The organism is Kocuria rosea, assembly GCF_006094695.1.
Lineage (GTDB): Bacteria > Actinomycetota > Actinomycetes > Actinomycetales > Micrococcaceae > Kocuria > Kocuria rosea.
The window spans coordinates 3,122,260-3,139,823 of record NZ_CP035103.1; the positions used below are offsets into that span (position 1 = coordinate 3,122,260).

A 17,564-nucleotide genomic window follows, 5' to 3' on the forward strand; every position below is an offset into this window, starting at 1 on the left:
CTTTCTCGCAGGGGTGCGTGCGGGATCGGGGTGCGGGGCGCGTCAGCGGCCGGCGACCTTGGGGGCGAACGCCCTCGCGACCAGTCGGGCGACGAGGTTGAGCAGCATCACGATCAGGATCAGCAGCAGCGCCGCGGCCCACGCCCGCTGCTGCGAGGGGTCCGGGCTCGTCGGGGACGTGGGCGTCATGATCTGGTAGTAGATGAACGTGGGCAGCGTGGTCATCCACCCGGAGAACGAGTTCCAGTTGATGGCGGTCGCGAAGCCGGCGGTGACGAGCAGCGGAGCGGTCTCCCCGATGACCCGGGCGATCGCCAGGGTCACGCCGGAGGCGATCCCGGAGATCGCCGTGGGGATGACCACCTTGAGGATCGTCCGCCACTTGCGCACGCCCAGGGCGTAGGCGGCCTCGCGGAGCTCGTTGGGGACGATCTTCAGCATCTCCTCGGTGTTCTTCACGACCGTGGGGATCATCAGCACGGTCAGCGCGACCGCCGCGACGAAGCCGAAGCGGGTGGACGGGCCGAACAGGAGGCCGAAGAGGGCCGCGGCGAACAGGCCGGCCACGATGGAGGGGATGCCCGTCATGACGTCCACGAAGAACGTGATGCCCCGCCCCAGCCAGCCGCCCCGCGAGTACTCCACGAGGTAGATGGCCGTCAGCAGGCCGATCGGGACCGACAGCAGGGTGGCCCAGAAGGTGATGGACACGGTGCCCACGATCGCGTGGTACGCACCGCCCAGCACCGGGCCGTCCCCGGCGGCCGCGGCGTTGTCCGTGGCGCCGGTGACACCGTTCATGGACGTCAGCAGCAGGTTGGAGGTCAGCCCGGGGAGCCCGTTGGCGAGCACCGTCCAGATCACGGAGATCAGCGGGATCACCGCGAGGACGAAGGCCGTGTAGACGAGGTAGGTCATCAGGGAGTCCGCGCCCTTGCGCCCGCCCTCGATCATCGAGACGACGATCGGCGCGGCGACCAGGAAGACCGCGGCGGCGAGAACGGCCCAGAGGGCCGTGGAGAAGCCCAGGAGCGCCGCGAGGGCGGCGCCCACCACCACGGCGCCGGCACCGATCACGGGCACCAGCCACTTCGGCTTCTGGTTGCGGGTGAGCATCGACCGGCGGGGCGAGGACGGGCGCACGGGCGTGGGACTGCGGAAGGCGGTGGAGGACATCAGTTGGCTCCCGAGAATTCCTTGTAGCGGGCGACGATGGCGCGGGCGATCATGTTCACGACCAGGGTGATCACGAAGAGGATCAGTCCGGCGGCGATGAGCTCGGACAGCCGCAGGCCGTAGGCCTCCGGGAAGTTGAGGGCGATCTCCGCCGCGATGGTCTGGTTGCCGGACTGAACGAGGGACGCGGTGAGCGGTCCGCTCGAGAGCACCAGGGCCACCGCCATGGTCTCACCCAGCGCGCGCCCCAGGGCGAGCATCACCGCGGAGATGATGCCGGGGCGGGCGAAGGGCAGCACCGTCATCCGGATCATCTCCCACCGGGTGGCGCCGAGGGCCAGCGCCGCCTCCTCGTGGAGCTTCGGGGTCTGCACGAACAGCTCCCGGGACATCGCCGTGATGATCGGCAGGATCATGATGGCCAGCACGATCCCGGCCGTGAGCATGGTCTTGCCGGTCTGGGACGCGGGGCCGCCGAAGATCGGGACGAACCCGAGGTTGGTCGAGAGCCAGTCGTAGAAGGGCACCACCGAGGAGGCCAGGACCGTGGTGCCCCAGGCTCCGTAGATCACCGACGGGATCGCCGCCAGCAGGTCGATGACGTACCCCACGGGCTTGGCGATCCGTGCCGGCGCGTAGTGCGAGATGTACAGGGCCACCAGCACGCCGATCGGGGTGGCGATCACCAGGGCGATCACGGCCGCGATCACCGTGCCGATGACCATCGGCCAGATGTAGGACCAGAAGCCGGCCCCGCCGGAGATCTCCTCGGCCGGGGCCTGGAAGGTGGGCAGCGCCTGCAGGAACAGGAACAGCGCCACGGCCGCCAGGACGGCGAGGATCAGCACGCCGGCCCCGAGGCTGAGCCCGGAGAAGATCGAGTCGCCCGCCTTGCCGCCGGCGGCGGTCTTCCTGGTGGTGACGGTGGTGGACATGTCGGGTGCCCCTTCGATTGCCTGACACGGATGGCGCCGGGACGGGGTGGTGCCCCGGCGCGTGGGTCCGGTGACGCGCCTCACGGGGAAGGCGCCTCACACACGAATGTCCCGTTCGGTGCGGGCACGGGCGGAAGGGCCCGGGCCCGCACCGAACGGGACCAGCAGAACTGGATCAGCCGGCGACCGTGATCTGGTCGATCGCCTCCTGCGCGGCGGTGCGCAGGCTCTCGGACATGGGAGCGGAACCGGCGGCCTCGGACGCCGCCTGCTGCCCCTCCTCGCTGATGACGTACTCGCCGAACGCCTTCGCGAGGTCAGCGGTCTCCTGGGAATCGTACTGCGGGCAGAAGATCTCGTAGGACACGAGCACGATCGGGTAGGTCCCGGACTCGGTGGTGTCGCGCTCCAGGTCCATCGCCATGTCGTACTCGGCGCGGCCCTCGACCGGGGAGGAGTTCTCGACGGCGGCGGAGGCGGCCTCCGGGGAGTAGTTCACATACTCCTCGCCGACGCCCACGGCCACGGTGCCGAGGTCGCCCACGGCGGAGGCGTCCGCGTAGGTGATGGCGCCCTCGGTGGCGGTGGTGGACTGGACCACTCCGGCGGTGCCCTTGTTGTTCTCCGCGGCCCACTGGGACGGCCAGTTGCCGGAGACCTCCTCGGTCCACACCCCGGGGGCGGCCGCGGCCAGGTACTCCTGGAAGTTCTCGGTGGTGCCGGACTCGTCGTTGCGGTGCACCACGGTGATCGGGGTCTCCGGCAGCTCCGCGTCGGGGTTCTGCTCGGCGATCGCGGGGTCGTTCCACTCGGTGATCTCGCCGGTGAAGACCTGGGCGATGGTCTCGCCGTCCATGTTCACGGTGTCGACGCCGGGCAGGTTGAAGGCCACCGCGATCGGGGAGATGTAGGCCGGGACGTGGAAGCCGCCGTCGGGGCCGCAGACCTCCTTCGACGCCTCGTACTCCTCGTCGTCGAGGTAGGCGTCGGAGCCCGCGAAGTCCGCCCCGCCGGCGGTGAAGGCCTCGCGGCCGGCACCCGAGCCGTCCGGGGAGTACTGCACCGTGGCCTCGGGGTTGGCCTCCTGGAAGCCGTTCTGCCACGCGGTCATGGCGGCCTGCTGCGAGGACGCGCCGATACCCGTCAGCGTGCCGGAGACGCCGGCGCCGGCGGCCGAGGTCTCGGTGGAGCCGGAGCCTTCGCCCGTGGCGTTGTCCGAACCGCACGCGGTGAGCGCGAGCGAGCCGATGGCGAGAACGGCTGCGGAACGGCCGAGGTGGGAAACCTTCACTTGAGTAGCCCCTTCAGATCACAGTGGTGCCCCGTCGAGGGGCCGTCGTTCGATGTGGCGCCGGCAGAGTTCCGGGCCGGTGCGAGAGGTGGATCTGCGGGCGGGCCGCGGACCTCTCACCGAGAGACGCTAGGGAGCGCAGGTGGCCAGATTGGCCCGTGAAGGTGAACGGAGGGTGAACACCGCCCCCCGCAGCCGTGCCGTCGTTGCACATCTCACACCGCGCCCACCCGATCCCGGCCCGGTGCGGGGGCTCCGGCCCCCCGCACCGGCGGTCCCGTGCTGCTCGCCTAGGATGGCCCCATGCAGCCAGGCAACCGTGCGCGAGCCGCGGCCCGCGCGGTGCGCAGCCGCACCCGGATCGGTGTGACGCGGGTCCGGACGGGGCTGCTCCAGAGCTTCCAGATCACGGTCGCCAGCGTCGGCGCCTACGTGATCGCGGAGCAGCTGCTGGGCCACTCCGGGCCCATCTTCGCGGCCACCGCGGCCCTCGTGGCCCTGGGCTTCGCGAAGGACGGGCTGCGCTACCGGCGGGTCCTCGAGGTCTCGATCGGCTGCACCCTCGGCATCGCCGTGGGGGACACGCTGATCCACGTCCTGGGCACGGGCGTCTGGCAGGCCGGCGTGGTCCTGATGACCTCGATCCTGCTCGCCCGCTTCCTGGACAACGGCACGCTGTTCACCACCCAGATGGGGCTGCAGTCGGTGCTCGTGGTCCTGCTGCCGCCGTCCCAGGACGGGGTCTTCGCGCGGTCCACGGACGCGGTCGTGGGCGGGCTGTGCGCCCTGGCCATGGCCTACTTCGTGCCCACGGACCCGCGGAGCCAGCCGCGCCAGGGCCTGCGGGCGCTCGTCGACGAGTTCTCCGGGGTGCTCCGGGAGGCGAGCCGGGCCATGGAGGACTACGACGCCACCGCCGCCTGGCACGCCCTCGTGCGTGCCCGGCAGACCCAGCCGCTGGTGGACTCGGTGACGTCCGGACTGAAGTCGGCCCTCGAGATCGCCACGGCCTCGCCGCTCTACCGCGGCCGCCGCGCGGAGGTCGAGGGGATCGCCCACTCCATCCGCTACCTGGACCTCGCCGTGCGCAACGCCCGGGTGCTCACCCGCCGCCTCGCCTCCGTGCTCAACCACGTGACGCTCTCCGACGAGGCCGTGGCCGCCATGAGCGCCGCCCTCGAGGACCTCGCGGACGCCGTCGTCACCCTGGGCAACGCGCTCGCGGTGGCCTCCCCCGGCTCCCGGGAGAGCTACCTTCGCCAGGCCCGCAACGAGCTGGCGAACGTGGCCGGGCGCCTGCACCCCGGGCAGATGGGGGTGCGCACCATGGAGGGCGAGACCCTGGTGCTGGACATGCGCCCGATGGTCGTGGACCTGCTGGAGGCGGCCGGGATGACGCACGACGAGGCGCGGGACCAGCTCCCCCGGCTCGAGGGCTGGGACCGCGCCTGAGCCGGGACGGTCTCGACCCCGAGGCCCCTCAGCCGGCGGTCTCGCCGGGCAGGAGCTCCGCGATCAGCTGCTGGATCCGGGCCCTGATCTCGTCCCGGATGGGGCGCACGGACTCCACGCCCTTCCCCGCCGGGTCCGCCAGCGCCCAGTCCTCGTACCGCTTGCCCGGGTAGAACGGGCACGCGTCCCCGCAGCCCATGGTGATGACCACGTCGGAGTCCTGCACGGCCTCGTCGGTGAGGACCTTGGGGGTCTCGGCGCTCATGTCGATGCCCTCCTCGGCCATCGCCGCCACGGCGGCCGGGTTCACGGAGTCCGCCGGCGCGGAGCCGGCCGAGCGCACCTCGATGCGCCCCCGGGAGAGGTGGCTGAGGTAGGCGGCGGCCATCTGCGAGCGCCCGGCGTTGTGCACGCACACGAACAGGACGCTGGGCCGGTCCGTGCGCTCCGCGGTCAGCTCGTCCAGCAGCCGCCGGACCCGGGTGTCGATGTCGTCGCGGACCAGGCGCATCCGCTCCGCGCCCTCGATGCCGCGGACGGAGGGCTCGTCGGTGTGCCAGGTCTCGATCGTTCCGGTCATCCCCTCGACCGGCTCGACCCTCGCCTCATCGCCCAGTACGACCACCCGGTCGACCCGGCGCAGCAGCTCGGGGTCGATGGGCTTCGGCGTTCCGGAGGACATGTCCGCACCGACCTCGGCGACCACCTCGGCGGACAGGGCGTTGATCTTGCTGCCGGGCTTCGTGCCGGCGGAGTGGACCTCTACCGCCCCACGGGCGTGGTGTTCCATGAGGGCGGCGGCCATCTGGGACTTGCCGCCGTTCTTGGCGCACACGAACAGGACGGAGGGCTGGGTGGTCTCGCTCAACGGTTGCTCCTGGATCTGGGGGTCAGCGGGTGGGGACGGTGGCATCGCCGGGGAAGAGCTTCCGGCCCACCCACAGGGACACGTAGACCAGCGCGACGAGCACGGGCACCTCGATGAGGGGGCCGACCACGCCCGCCAGGGCCTGTCCGGAGGTGACTCCGAAGGTGCCGATGGCCACGGCGATGGCGAGCTCGAAGTTGTTGCCGGCGGCGGTGAACGCCACGGTGGTGGACTTCGCGTAGTTCAGTCCCAGCGCCCGGGAGGCCAGCAGGGCCACCCCGAACATGAGGAAGAAGTAGACGACCAGGGGCAGGGCGATCCGGGCCACGTCCCAGGGGTTGGAGGTGATGGCGTCACCCTGCAGGGCGAAGAGCAGGACGATGGTGAACAGCAGCCCGTACAGGGCCCAGGGACCGAGCTTGGGCAGGAACGTGGTCTCGTACCACTCCCGGCCCCTGGCCTTCTCGCCCAGGGTGCGGGTGAGGAACCCGGCGACCAGCGGGATCCCGAGGAACACCAGGACGCTCAGCACGATCGACCACACCGAGAACTCGGCCGAGGTGGTGGCCAGGCCCAGCCAGGCCGGGAGGACCTGGAGGTAGAACCAGCCCAGGGCGCCGAAGGCGATGACCTGGAACACGGAGTTGACCGCCACCAGCACGGCGGCGGCCTCCCGGTCCCCGCAGGCGAGGTCGTTCCAGATCAGCACCATCGCGATGCAGCGGGCCAGGCCCACGATGATCAGCCCCGTGCGGTACTCGGGCAGGTCGGGCAGGAAGATCCAGGCCAGGGCGAACATCAGCGCCGGCCCGACGATCCAGTTCAGCACCAGGGACGCCCCCATCAGGCGCTTGTCGCCGGCCACGCGGTGGGTCTCGTCGTAGCGGACCTTGGCCAGCACCGGGTACATCATCACCAGCAGCCCGATCGCGATGGGCAGCGACACCTCGCCGATCCGCACGGCCTCCAGGGCGGTGTTCAAGCCCGGGACGAAGCGACCGAGCAGCAGGCCGGCGACCATGGCCGCGATGATCCAGGCGGGCAGCCAGCGGTCGAGGAAGGACAGGTCCTTCATCACCCCGTGGGAGGCAGCGGGGGCGGTGGTGGTGCTCATGGGCGGGCGAACCTCTTCACATCGACGGTCATCTATCCCGCACAGTACGGGTCACATCGACGCCCGTCAATGTAGGATGGGGGGATGACTCCCGCTCCGGACCTCGACAGCACGGCCGACGCCGGGACCGCCGACCGGTGCGCCCCCGGCGCGCCGGCCACGGAGTGCTGCTCGCTCTCGGGCGGGCCCATGGGTCACGACGACGCCCGGCGCGTGGCGGGCCTGCTCAAGGCCCTGGCCGACCCCACCCGGCTGCGCCTGCTCTCCCACGTGGCCGCCCAGGGCTGCGACACCGTGTGCGTCTGCAGCCTCACGGACGACCTCGGCATCAGCCAGCCCACGGTCAGCCACCACATGAAGAAGCTGGTCGAGGCCGGGCTGCTCACCCGCGAGCAGCGCGGCAAGTGGGCGCACTACTCCGTGGTGCCCGGGGCGTTCGCGGAGCTGCGCGCCTTCCTCGACCTGCGCTGAGCCGGCCGCGGCGCTTGGGCCGTCCGAGGCGGCGGCTAGCCTGGACGCCATGAGCACCCGCACCCGCCGCAACTCCCCCGCCTACCGCTGCACCGAGTGCGGCTGGAGCACCGCCAAGTGGGTGGGCCGCTGCGGGGAGTGCCAGGCGTGGGGCACGGTCGAGGAGATCGGCGAGCACAAGGCCCGCACCACGGCCGCCCGGTCGATCGCCGAGCCCGCCCGTCCCATCGCCCAGGTGGACGCCACGGTGGCGGCCTCCGCGCCCACCGGGGTGCCCGAGCTGGACCGGGTCCTCGGCGGCGGACTGGTCCCCGGCGCGGTCGTGCTGATGGCGGGCGAGCCCGGGGTCGGGAAGTCGACGCTGCTGCTCGACGTCGCCGCACGCTTCGCGGAGGGCGCGGGCGAGGGCACCCGCGACGTCCTCTACGTCACCGGCGAGGAGTCCGCGGCGCAGGTGAAGCTGCGCGCGGACCGGATCGACGCCGTGGCGCCCACCCTGTACCTCACCGCCGAGACGGACCTGGCCACGGCGCTGGGCCACATCGAGAAGATCTCCCCCCGCCTGCTCGTGGTCGACTCCGTGCAGACGCTGGCCAGCGCCGAGGTCGAGGGCTCCGCGGGCGGGGTGACGCAGGTCCGGGAGGTCGCCGCCTCCCTGATCGCCGCGGCCAAGAAGCGGAACATGACCACGCTGCTCGTGGGGCACGTGACCAAGGACGGCTCCATCGCCGGGCCGCGACTGCTCGAGCACCTGGTGGACGTCGTGTGCCAGTTCGAGGGCGAGAAGCACTCCCGGATCCGGCTGCTGCGGGCGGTCAAGAACCGCTACGGCCCCACGGACGAGGTCGGCTGCTTCGACCTCACCGAGACCGGGATCACGAGCGTGGAGGACCCCTCGGGCCTGTTCGTCTCCCGCACGGCCCTGCCCGTCTCCGGCACGTGCCTCACGGTGACCCTGGAGGGCCGCCGGCCCCTGCTCGCCGAGGTGCAGGCACTGCTGGACCGCTCCTCCACCGCCCAGCCCCGGCGGGCCACCGCCGGCCTGGACTCCCAGCGGGTCGCCATGCTGCTCGCCGTGCTGCAGCGGCGGGCCGGCGTGAACCTGGCGGGGCTGGACTGCTACGTCTCCACGGTCGGCGGGGTGAGGCTCACGGAGCCGTCCACCGACCTCGCCGTGGCCATGGCGCTGGCCTCGGCCGCGCAGGACCGGCCCCTGCCGCAGCGCCTGGTGTGCTTCGGGGAGGTGGGCCTGGCCGGCGAGGTGCGGCCCGTCCCCGGCATCGGGCGCCGCATCCAGGAGGTCGCCCGGCTGGGCTTCACCCACGCGGTCGTGCCCGCGAGCCCCACCGGCCCGGGCCCCGTCCCGGCGGGGTTCACCGTCCGGGAGGTGACCACCATCAGCGACGCCATGGAGCTGCTCTTCCCCCGGTCCGCCGCCGCGCCCGCACGGAACCGGCAGACCGCCGCGGCCGTATGATGTGACCGTGGCGAAGACCCCTGAGAACGCACTGCGCAAGACGCTGGCCCGCATCGCACCCGGCACCGAACTGCGCACCGGTCTCGAGCGGATCCTGCGCGGGCGCACGGGCGGGCTGCTCGTGCTCGGCTTCGACCGCTCCGTCGAGGCCATCTGCTCCGGCGGCTTCGACATCGACACCGACTTCACCGCGCCCAGGCTGCGGGAGCTGGCCAAGATGGACGGCGCCATCATCTGCGACCGGGACGCCACCCGCATCCTGAAGGCCGGGGTGCAGCTCGTCCCCGACGCCTCGATCGGCACCACGGAGTCCGGCACCCGGCACCGCTCCGCGGAGCGCACCGCCAAGGAGACCGGGGTGCCGGTGATCTCCGTGAGCCAGTCCATGAGCGTCATCACGATCTACGTGGGCGAGACCCGGTACGCCATCGAGGGCTCCCAGTCGATCATGGCCCGCGCCAACCAGGCCCTGCAGACCCTCGAGCACTACAGCCACCGGATGGAGCAGGTGCTCGGCAACCTCTCCTCGCTCGAGATCGAGGCGTCCGTGACGGTGCGGGACGTGGCCCTGACCCTCCAGCGCATGGAGATGGTCCGGCGGATCTCCTCCGAGATCGGCTGGTACGTGCTCGAGCTCGGCGTGGACGGGCGGCTCATCGCGCTGCAGCTCGAGGAGCTCACCGCGGGCACCGGCCCGGGGCCGGACGTGGTGCTGCGCGACTACCTGCCCGACGGCACCCCCGCGGAGGGCATCGAGGAGGGGCTGGGGCGGCTGGCCGAGCTCACGCCCACGGAGCTCATCGACCTGCAGCGGATCGCGGTGTCGGTGGGTCTCGTCGAGCCGCAGGGCAGCCTCGAGACGGACCTGCACCCGCACGGCTACCGGCTGCTGGAGGGCATCAAATCGATGCCGCGGGCGGTCGCCAACCGGCTGGTGCGCCAGTTCGACGGCCTGCAGTCCCTGATGGCCGCCAACCTGGAGGACCTCAAGGCGGTCGAGGGCATCGGCGAGCAGCGGGCCCGCACGGTGCGCGAGTCCCTCTCCCGGATGGCCGAGACCAGCCTGCTCGAACGCTTCATGTGAGCCGCGCGCGGCGCGCTCACTCCAGGACGAACGGCACGGGCTCCGCGGTGCGCTCCCCGAGGGACGTCACGAGACGGTAGTACCCGGCCTGGGCCTCGCCCCCCGCCTCCGCGCAGCCCTCAGCGGTGCGCAGGCGGTTCCACGTCAGCCGGGCAACCTTCTCCTGTCCGGGCTCGACCGTCACCTCCGCGTCCTCGGAGCCGGCCTGGCAGTGCCTGCTGTCGAAGACGGTGTCCGCCCCCGAGGTCACCTCGTAGACCATCTGGGACGTGCCCGCGTTGACGCGGCAGGGGTCCTCCCCGGTGTTCTCCAGGGTCAGCTCGAGGACCGGCTCGACGTCCTCCGGGTAGCTCTCCCGGTCCGTCGACGCCCGCACGGCGAGGTCGGGGCCGCACTCCTCGACCGGCCCCTCCGTGGCGGGCGCGGACGCGGACCCGGACGCGGACCCGGACGCCGACGCGCTCTCGTCCGGCCGCGGGGTGAAGTCCGCGAAGGGCTCCTCCGAGGCCGCGGCGGCCGAGGCGGTAGCGGCCTCCGGCGCCGGGACGTCCTCCGTCTCCCCGGAGCCGAGCATGCCCGCGACCGCGGAGACCAGTCCCACCGCCACGAGCACCAGCAGCACGCCCGCCGCGAGGGCCGCCACGAGCCGGCGGCGCCGGTACACCTCGGGGCTCAAGCGCCGGGATCCGGGGTCGCGGGGAGCTCGTCCGTCGTCGTCGTGACCGTTCCCCGACCGTCCGTGGGGGGTGCTCCCGGAACCCTTCTGCGCCATGCTCCCAGGCTACAGTGGACTGCGATGAGCTCCCCGCACACTGCCCCGACCGCCGCCGCGGAGCCCGCTCCGCCGGGCCTGCACCGGGCCGTGACCGACTGGTTCGACGACGCCGCCCGGGACCTGCCGTGGCGGGACCCGTCCTGCTCCCCGTGGGGGGTCATGGTCAGCGAGTTCATGCTCCAGCAGACGCCCGTGGTGCGCGTGCTGCCCGTGTGGCGGGCGTGGATGCAGCGCTGGCCGCGGCCCGCGGACCTCGCGGCGGAGAGCACCGGGGAGGCCGTGCGCGCCTGGGGCCGGCTCGGCTATCCGCGGCGGGCCCTGCGGCTGCACGCGGCCGCCGTCGAGATCACCGAGCAGCACGGGGGCCGGGTGCCGGCCGCGCACGAGCTGCTGCTGGCCCTGCCCGGGGTGGGCGCCTACACGGCCGCCGCGATCGCGGTCTTCGCCTTCGGCGACCGGCAGACCGTGGTGGACACGAACATCCGCCGCGTGCACGCCCGGGTGGTCACGGGGCGGGCCCTGCCCTCGCGGTCGCTGACCGCCGCGGAGCTGCGCCTCGCGGAGGAGCTGATGCCCGCCGACGACGCCCTGGCCGTGCGCTGGAACCAGGCCGTGATGGAGCTCGGCGCCCTCGTCTGCACGGCCCGCTCCCCCCGCTGCGAGCAGTGCCCGGTGCGGGACGCGTGCGCGTGGGTCGCCGCGGGCCGGCCCGAGCCCGTCGAGGCGCCCCGCGGCCAGGCCTGGCACGGCACGGACCGCCAGGTCCGCGGGGCGATCATGGCCGTGCTGCGGGCCGGGTCCGCGCCGGTGCCGGCGCCCTCCCTCACGGGCCCCGTGGACGTCGCCACGGGCGCGGGACTGGCGCCGGAGGCCCTGCGGGCCCTGGACGCCCTGCACGGGCTGGGCGCCCCGGAGGAGCAGCGCCGGCGCGCCCTGGACGGGCTGCTGCGGGACGGGCTGGCCGCCGCGGGACCGTCCGGGGTCAGTCTTCCGGGCTGAGCTGGAGCAGCATCCGGGTGTTGCCGAGGGTGTTGGGCTTCACCCGGGCGAGGTCCAGGTACTCGGCGACGCCCTCGTCGTGCGAGCGCAGCAGCTCGGCGAACACGTCGGGGTGCACCTGGTTCTGGTTGGGCATGACCTCGAAGCCGTGCCGGCTGAAGAAGTCGACCTCGAAGGTCAGGCAGAACACGCGCGAGACCCCCACGGCGCGGGCCCGCTCGATCAGCCCGGCCAGCAGGGTGCGTCCCACCCCGCGGCCCCGCCACTCGTCGGAGGTGGCCAGGGTGCGGACCTCGCCCAGGTCCTCCCACATCACGTGCAGGGCGCCGCAGCCGACGAGACCGGCCTGCTCGTCGCCGACCGCCTCCACCACCAGGAACTCCTGGATGCCCTCGTAGTAGGCGACCGTGTCCTTGTTGATCAGCACCCCGGCGCGCGCCAGGGGGGCCACGAGGTCCTTGATGGCGGGGACGTCGGAGGTGCGGGCGGGTCGGAGGCGCAGGTCGGTCACGACCCCCAGTGTACGCTTGCGAACTCCGCCGGCCCGCCGGAGCCGGCCTGCGTGACCGTCCCCACTTGGGCGGACGCCGAGGGGCCCGCCGCGCGGTTGCGCGACGGGCCCCTCGGCGGGCACCGGGCCGGCTCAGCCCTCGGAGCGGTTCTCACCGTCGCCGCGGGCGACGTCGACGTCCTCGAGGCCGCCCATCGGGTCGACCATGCCGTCGCCGGTGAGGTCGGACATCGGGGTGGAGGAGAAGGTCAGCTTCTCCGCGTCCCCCTCGCCCTCGGTGTCCACGAAGATCTTCTCCCCGGTGCTGATCTCCCCGAAGAGGATCTTCTCGGACAGCTGGTCCTCGATCTCCCGCTGCATGGTGCGGCGCAGCGGGCGGGCGCCCATGGACGGGTCGTAGCCCTTGCGGCTGACCCACCGCTTCGCGGCGTCGGAGAGCTCGATCGACATGCCCTGGTCGCGCAGCCGCTCCTGCAGCCGGGCCACGAACAGGTCCACGATCTGCACGATCTCGTTCTCGGTGAGCTGCGGGAAGACGATGATCTCGTCCACGCGGTTGAGGAACTCGGGCCGGAAGTGCTCCTTGAGCTCGTCCTGCACCTTCGCCTGCATGCGCTCGTAGTTGGACGCGGGGTCCACGCCGGTCTGGAAGCCGACCGGGACGGCACGGGAGATGTCCTTGGTGCCCAGGTTCGTGGTCATGATGATCACGGTGTTCTTGAAGTCCACCACCCGGCCCTGCGAGTCGGTCAGGCGACCGTCCTCGAGGATCTGCAGCAGCGAGTTGAACAGGTCCTGGTGCGCCTTCTCGACCTCGTCGAAGAGCACCACCGAGAACGGCTTGCGGCGCACCTTCTCGGTGAGCTGGCCGCCCTCCTCGTAGCCCACGTAGCCCGGAGGGGCGCCGAAGAGCCGGGAGACGGTGTGCTTCTCCTGGTACTCGGACATGTCCAGGGTGATGAGGGCGTCCTCGTCCCCGAACAGGAACTCCGCCAGCGCCTTCGCGAGCTCGGTCTTGCCGACGCCCGTGGGCCCGGCGAAGATGAACGACCCGCCCGGGCGCTTGGGGTCCTTCAGGCCCGCCCGGGTGCGGCGCATCGACCGGGAGAGCGCCTTGATGGCGTCGTCCTGGCCGATGATGCGCTTGTGCAGCTCGTCCTCCATGTGCAGGAGACGGCCCGTCTCCTCCTCGGTGAGCTTGTAGACGGGCACTCCCGTGGAGGCGGAGAGGACGTCGGAGATGACCTCGGGGGTCACCTCGGCGAGCTCGTCGCCGCCCTCGCGCCAGGCACGGTCCTTGTCGTCCCGCTCCGCGATGAGCTTCTGCTCCGTGTCGCGCAGCGAGGCGGCCTTCTCGTAGTCCTGACCGTCGATCGCGGCCTCCTTGAGCCGCTTGACCTCGACGATGCGGTCGTCGAGCTCCTTGATCTCCGGCGGGGCGGTCATCCGCTTGATGCGCAGGCGCGCACCGGCCTCGTCGATCAGGTCGATCGCCTTGTCCGGCAGGAACCGGTCGGAGACGTACCGGGCGGCCAGGTGCACCGCCGCCTCGAGGGCGTCGTCCGAGATCGAGACGCGGTGGTGCGCCTCGTACTTGTCGCGCAGGCCCTTGAGGATCTCCACGGCGTGCGCCTCGGAGGGCTCGTCCACCTGGATCGGCTGGAAGCGGCGCTCGAGAGCCGCGTCCTTCTCGATGTGCTTGCGGTACTCGTCGAGGGTCGTGGCGCCGATCGTCTGCAGCTCGCCCCGGGCCAGCATGGGCTTGAGGATCGAGGCGGCGTCGATCGCGCCCTCGGCCGCGCCGGCGCCCACGAGGGTGTGGATCTCGTCGATGAACAGGATGATGTCCCCGCGGGTGCGGATCTCCTTGAGCACCTTCTTGAGCCGCTCCTCGAAGTCGCCGCGGTAGCGGGAGCCCGCCACCAGGGAGCCGAGGTCCAGGGTGTAGAGGTGCTTGTCCTTGAGCGTCTCCGGAACGTCGCCGCGCACGATGGCCTGGGCCAGGCCCTCGACCACCGCGGTCTTGCCCACGCCGGGCTCGCCGATCAGCACCGGGTTGTTCTTGGTGCGCCGGGAGAGGATCTGCATGACCCGCTCCATCTCGCGGAACCGCCCGATGACGGGGTCCAGCTTGCCCTCGCGGGCGGCCGCGGTGAGGTTGCGGCCGAACTGGTCCAGCACGGCCGAGCCCGCGGGCGTGCCCTCGGACTGGCCGGCCGAGCGCACGCCGGCGCCCTCCTTCTCGGGGGTGCCCCCGCCCTGGTAGCCGGAGATCAGCTCCAGCACGGTGGAGCGCACCTTCTGGGGCTCCGCGCCGAGCTTGGTCAGCACCTGCGCCGCCACGCCCTCGCCCGCGCGGATGATGCCCAGCAGGATGTGCTCGGTGCCGATGTAGTTGTGGCCGAGCTGGAGGGCCTCGCGCAGCGAGAGCTCGAGGACCTTCTTGGCCCGGGGGGTGAAGGGGATGTGCCCGGACGGGGCCTGCTGGCCCGGTCCGATGATGTCCTGGACCTGCTCGCGGGCGCCGGTGAGGGTGATGCCCATCGAGTCGAGCGCCTTGGCGGCCACTCCCTCGCCCTCGTGGATCAGCCCGAGCAGCAGGTGCTCGGTGCCGATGTAGTTGTGGTTGAGCATCCTGGCCTCTTCCTGGGCCAGCACCACGACCCGGCGGGCGCGGTCGGTGAAGCGTTCGAACATGGATACTCCTCAGTCGATGTCTGCACCCGATGCTACGCACCCGAGGGGGTGATCGGGGGGCTGTTCGCCACCGGCGAGAAGACCGGACGGCCGGGGCGCGGGCCGTCCCCGGAACAGCCCGGGGGAAATGCCGGTGTTCGCGTCCGCACCGGCAAAGGCGCAGGTCATCAAAAGAATGCCGGGACATTTCGTGCCCGGGCCCCGCGGCGGCCGATAGGGGCACGGGCCCGGCGGAAGGAAAAGGGAAAGGAGGGACCGGCGGACCGGCCCCTCCTCTATTCCGCCGGACGCGGAACGCGCGCTCTTATTTGTGGGCGTCGTAGTACGCCTTCTGCACGTCCTGGTGAATACGGCCGCGGTCGGAGACCGGGTGGCCGTTCTCTCGGGCCCACTGCCGGATGGCGGCGGTGTCCGGATTGGACTTCCCGGTGGGCCGGGCCTGCTTGGACGTCTGCTTGCCCTGCTGGGCGCGCCGGGCCTTGGCGATGAAGGGCCGCACGGCGTCGCGCAGCTTGGCGGCGTTCTCCTCGGAGAGGTCGATCTCGTACTGCGCGCCGTCGAGGCCGAAGCGCACGGTCTCCTCCGCGGGCCCGCCGTCGAGGTCGTCCTCGAGAATGATCTGCACGGTCTGTGCCATAACTGGAACTCTCCTCCGCCTTTCGGCGCTCGTCTCTGCCCGGCCGCGCCGAGAGCGGCGCTTCCTGAGGCGGTGCTGATTCCCCCGTGTGATACCGGATGATCCTGATCGTGAATTCCGGAGAACTCCGACGGACCCGAACACCCGGCGTCGTCGAGTTTATCCTACAATTACCGGGCGGAATTCAACAGCACGAAAAGGCGGACAAACAGGGCGCCAATTCGAATTCATTCGAAAGACGGTGCGGCGGGGGCCGGGAGCTCAGCGCTCCGTCCGGCGGCCGCGGCGCGGGGAGTGGCCGAACGGCAGGTCCTCGCCGTCGCGCTGCTTGAGCTCCTCGTACCAGCGCTCGGCGTCCTCCTGCGAGCGGGACTCGACGGCGCGCTCCGTGCGGTCGCCGCGGAAGATCCAGCGGAGGATGAACCAGAAGATGATGCCGATGCTGATCGAGGGCAGCAGGACAGCGATGTATTCCATGGGTGCGATTCTCCCGGGGAGATCTGGGCGGAGGCTGGGGACGGCGAGGGGCCGCGGCACGGCCGCGGCCCGGGCTCAGTCCTGCTCGGGCTTCATGAGGGGGAACAGGATGGTCTCCCGGATCCCCAGGTCGGTGAAGAGCATGATGAGCCGGTCCAGGCCCAGGCCCAGGCCGCCCATGGGCGGGGCGCCGTGCTCGAGGGCGCGCAGGAAGTCCTCGTCCAGCCGCATGGCCTCGTCGTCGCCGGCCGCGGCCCGGTGGGACTGCTCGGTGAGCCGCTCGCGCTGGACCACGGGGTCGATCAGCTCGGAGAACGCCGTGCCGCGCTCCATCCCCCCGATGATCAGGTCCCACGCCTCGATCAGGCCGTGCTCGGAGCGGTGCTGGCGGGCGAGCGGCTGCGCCGAGGGCGGGTAGTCGCACACGAAGGTCGGCTGGACCAGGGTGGGCTCCACGATCTCGCCGAACAGCTCGAGCACGTACTTCTCCGAGTCCCACATCGGGCCGACGGGGACCTCGTGCTCCTCGGCGATCCGGTGCAGGGTCTCCACGGGGGTCTCCGGGGTGATCCGCTGCCCCACGGCCTCGGAGAGGGCGGGGTAGACGGACAGCCAGCGCCACTCCCCGCGCAGGTCGATCGTGCCCTTGTCCGTCTCGATGGTGTCGACGCCCAGGGCGTCGGCGCACGCGAGGATGATCTCCTTGATCCGCTCGGCCATCGTGAACTGGTCGGCGTAGGCCTCGTAGGCCTCCAGGGTGGTGAACTCGGGGCTGTGCGAGGAGTCGACGCCCTCGTTGCGGAAGACCCGCCCGATCTCGAAGACCCGCTCGATCCCGCCGACCACGGCGCGCTTGAGGTAGAGCTCCGTGGCGATGCGCAGGGTCATGTCCTGGTCGAACGCGTTGAGGTGCGTCTCGAACGGCCGGGCCGTGGCCCCGCCGTGCACGAGCTGCAGGATCGGCGTCTCGATCTCCACGTAGCCGCGCTCCACCAGGACGTTGCGCACCGTCTGGATGATCCGCGCCCGCTGCACGACGACGTCGCGGGCCTCGGGCCGGACGATGAGGTCGAGGTAGCGCCGGCGCACCCGGGTCTCCTCGCTGAGCTCGTTGTGCAGCGTGGGCAGAGGCCGGAGCGCCTTGGACGCCATGGTCCAGGCGTCGGCCATCACGGAGAGCTCGCCGCGGCGGGAGGCGATCACCTCGCCGTGCACGGCGACGAAGTCGCCGAGGTCCACGAGGGACTTCCACTCGCCCAGGGACTCCTCCCCCACCTTCGCCAGGGAGAGCATCACCTGCAGGCGGGTGCCGTCCCCCTCCTGGAGGGTGGCGAAGCACAGCTTGCCGGTGTTGCGCACGAAGACCACGCGCCCGGCCACGCCGACGAACTGCCCGGTCTCCTCGCCGGGCTCGAGGTGGCCGTGGGCCTCCCGCACCTCGGCGAGGGTGTGCGTGCGCTCCACGCCCACGGGGTAGGCCTCCCGGCCCGACTCGAGGAGCCGGGCGCGCTTGGCGAGGCGGAACTGCATCTGGTCCGAGAGCTCGGCCTGCTCGGCCTCTGCCTGGGCGGTCGGGGAGGTGTTCTGCGCGTTGGTCACA

Annotated in this window: 16 protein-coding genes and 1 pseudogene; 5 read left to right on the forward strand and 12 right to left on the reverse strand. The window is 71.8% G+C overall.

Annotated features, from left to right (window positions below; all coding sequences use genetic code 11):
- Positions 1–42 precede the first annotated feature (42 nt).
- The 3 genes from pstA to pstS form a co-directional block, all read right to left on the reverse strand.
- Positions 43–1,176 (reverse strand): phosphate ABC transporter permease PstA, encoded by a 1,134-nt coding sequence (gene pstA, locus EQG70_RS14225; RefSeq protein ID WP_017832012.1) that lies wholly within the window; start codon positions 1,174–1,176, stop codon positions 43–45.
- A complete protein-coding gene (gene pstC, locus EQG70_RS14230; RefSeq protein WP_017832013.1) occupies positions 1,176–2,111 on the reverse strand; it encodes a phosphate ABC transporter permease subunit PstC in 936 nt (311 codons plus the stop codon). Before pstC ends, pstA begins: the two co-directional genes overlap by 1 nt.
- A 175-nt stretch (positions 2,112–2,286) precedes the next feature.
- On the reverse strand, positions 2,287–3,402 hold the full coding sequence (pstS, locus tag EQG70_RS14235) for a phosphate ABC transporter substrate-binding protein PstS (RefSeq protein ID WP_035926066.1): 1,116 nt from the start codon (positions 3,400–3,402) through the stop codon (positions 2,287–2,289).
- A 303-nt stretch (positions 3,403–3,705) separates the two neighbouring features.
- On the opposite strand from pstS, the gene EQG70_RS14240 reads away from it, so the two are divergent.
- The gene (locus EQG70_RS14240) at positions 3,706–4,854 is read left to right on the forward strand and encodes an FUSC family protein (protein ID WP_017832015.1); all 1,149 of its coding nucleotides are present in this window, start codon (positions 3,706–3,708) and stop codon (positions 4,852–4,854) included.
- 28 nt (positions 4,855–4,882) lie between these two features.
- Here the strand turns inward: EQG70_RS14240 and EQG70_RS18355 are convergent, their stop codons facing one another.
- The 3 genes and pseudogenes from EQG70_RS18355 to arsB all read right to left on the reverse strand — a co-directional run bounded on the left by EQG70_RS18355 (position 4,883) and on the right by arsB (position 6,836).
- Complete coding sequence (locus tag EQG70_RS18355; protein ID WP_232035356.1) at positions 4,883–5,242, reverse strand: arsenate reductase ArsC; 360 nt, start codon at positions 5,240–5,242, stop codon at positions 4,883–4,885.
- 135 nt (positions 5,243–5,377) lie between these two features.
- Positions 5,378–5,767, reverse strand: a pseudogene (locus tag EQG70_RS18600) (arsenate-mycothiol transferase ArsC); the annotation flags it as partial.
- The gene (arsB, locus tag EQG70_RS14250) at positions 5,745–6,836 is read right to left on the reverse strand and encodes an ACR3 family arsenite efflux transporter (RefSeq protein ID WP_017832017.1); all 1,092 of its coding nucleotides are present in this window, start codon (positions 6,834–6,836) and stop codon (positions 5,745–5,747) included. The gene arsB and the pseudogene EQG70_RS18600, both read right to left, overlap by 23 nt.
- Before the next feature lie 84 nt (positions 6,837–6,920).
- On the opposite strand from arsB, the gene EQG70_RS14255 reads away from it, so the two are divergent.
- From EQG70_RS14255 to disA, 3 genes are read left to right on the forward strand one after another with little or no spacing between them, the layout of a single operon-like run.
- Positions 6,921–7,307, forward strand: a complete 387-nt coding sequence (locus tag EQG70_RS14255) for an ArsR/SmtB family transcription factor (RefSeq protein WP_017832018.1) — start codon at positions 6,921–6,923, stop codon at positions 7,305–7,307.
- A 49-nt stretch (positions 7,308–7,356) separates the two neighbouring features.
- A complete protein-coding gene (gene radA / locus EQG70_RS14260; RefSeq protein WP_035926054.1) occupies positions 7,357–8,784 on the forward strand; it encodes a DNA repair protein RadA in 1,428 nt (475 codons plus the stop codon).
- 7 nt (positions 8,785–8,791) lie between these two features.
- Positions 8,792–9,868: a DNA integrity scanning diadenylate cyclase DisA gene (gene disA / locus EQG70_RS14265; protein ID WP_031282255.1), complete on the forward strand. Its 1,077-nt coding sequence runs from the start codon at positions 8,792–8,794 to the stop codon at positions 9,866–9,868.
- Between the two features lie 16 nt (positions 9,869–9,884).
- On the opposite strand, the gene EQG70_RS14270 is transcribed toward disA, so the two are convergent.
- Positions 9,885–10,544, reverse strand: coding sequence for a hypothetical protein (locus EQG70_RS14270; protein ID WP_167508911.1), 660 nt, complete (start codon positions 10,542–10,544; stop codon positions 9,885–9,887).
- Between the two features lie 120 nt (positions 10,545–10,664).
- Here EQG70_RS14270 and EQG70_RS14275 point away from each other — a divergent pair, with 120 nt between their 5' ends.
- Complete coding sequence (locus EQG70_RS14275; RefSeq protein WP_109268640.1) at positions 10,665–11,642, forward strand: HhH-GPD family protein; 978 nt, start codon at positions 10,665–10,667, stop codon at positions 11,640–11,642.
- On the opposite strand, the gene EQG70_RS14280 is transcribed toward EQG70_RS14275, so the two are convergent.
- From EQG70_RS14280 to lysS, 5 genes are all read right to left on the reverse strand, one after another.
- Positions 11,626–12,153 carry an amino-acid N-acetyltransferase gene (locus EQG70_RS14280; RefSeq protein ID WP_017832023.1) on the reverse strand — a complete coding sequence of 176 codons (528 nt, stop codon included), beginning with the start codon at positions 12,151–12,153 and terminating at the stop codon, positions 11,626–11,628. The genes EQG70_RS14275 and EQG70_RS14280 overlap by 17 nt on opposite strands.
- Positions 12,154–12,285: 132 nt before the next feature.
- Positions 12,286–14,850 carry an ATP-dependent Clp protease ATP-binding subunit gene (locus EQG70_RS14285; RefSeq protein WP_035926045.1) on the reverse strand — a complete coding sequence of 855 codons (2,565 nt, stop codon included), beginning with the start codon at positions 14,848–14,850 and terminating at the stop codon, positions 12,286–12,288.
- Positions 14,851–15,154: 304 nt separating this feature from the next.
- Positions 15,155–15,487: a histone-like nucleoid-structuring protein Lsr2 gene (locus EQG70_RS14290; RefSeq protein ID WP_017832025.1), complete on the reverse strand. Its 333-nt coding sequence runs from the start codon at positions 15,485–15,487 to the stop codon at positions 15,155–15,157.
- Between the two features lie 261 nt (positions 15,488–15,748).
- On the reverse strand, positions 15,749–15,964 hold the full coding sequence (locus EQG70_RS14295; RefSeq protein WP_017832026.1) for a hypothetical protein: 216 nt from the start codon (positions 15,962–15,964) through the stop codon (positions 15,749–15,751).
- A gap of 75 nt (positions 15,965–16,039) precedes the next feature.
- The gene (gene lysS / locus EQG70_RS14300) at positions 16,040–17,563 is read right to left on the reverse strand and encodes a lysine--tRNA ligase (RefSeq protein ID WP_109268639.1); all 1,524 of its coding nucleotides are present in this window, start codon (positions 17,561–17,563) and stop codon (positions 16,040–16,042) included.
- Between the last annotated feature and the right edge of the window lies 1 nt (position 17,564).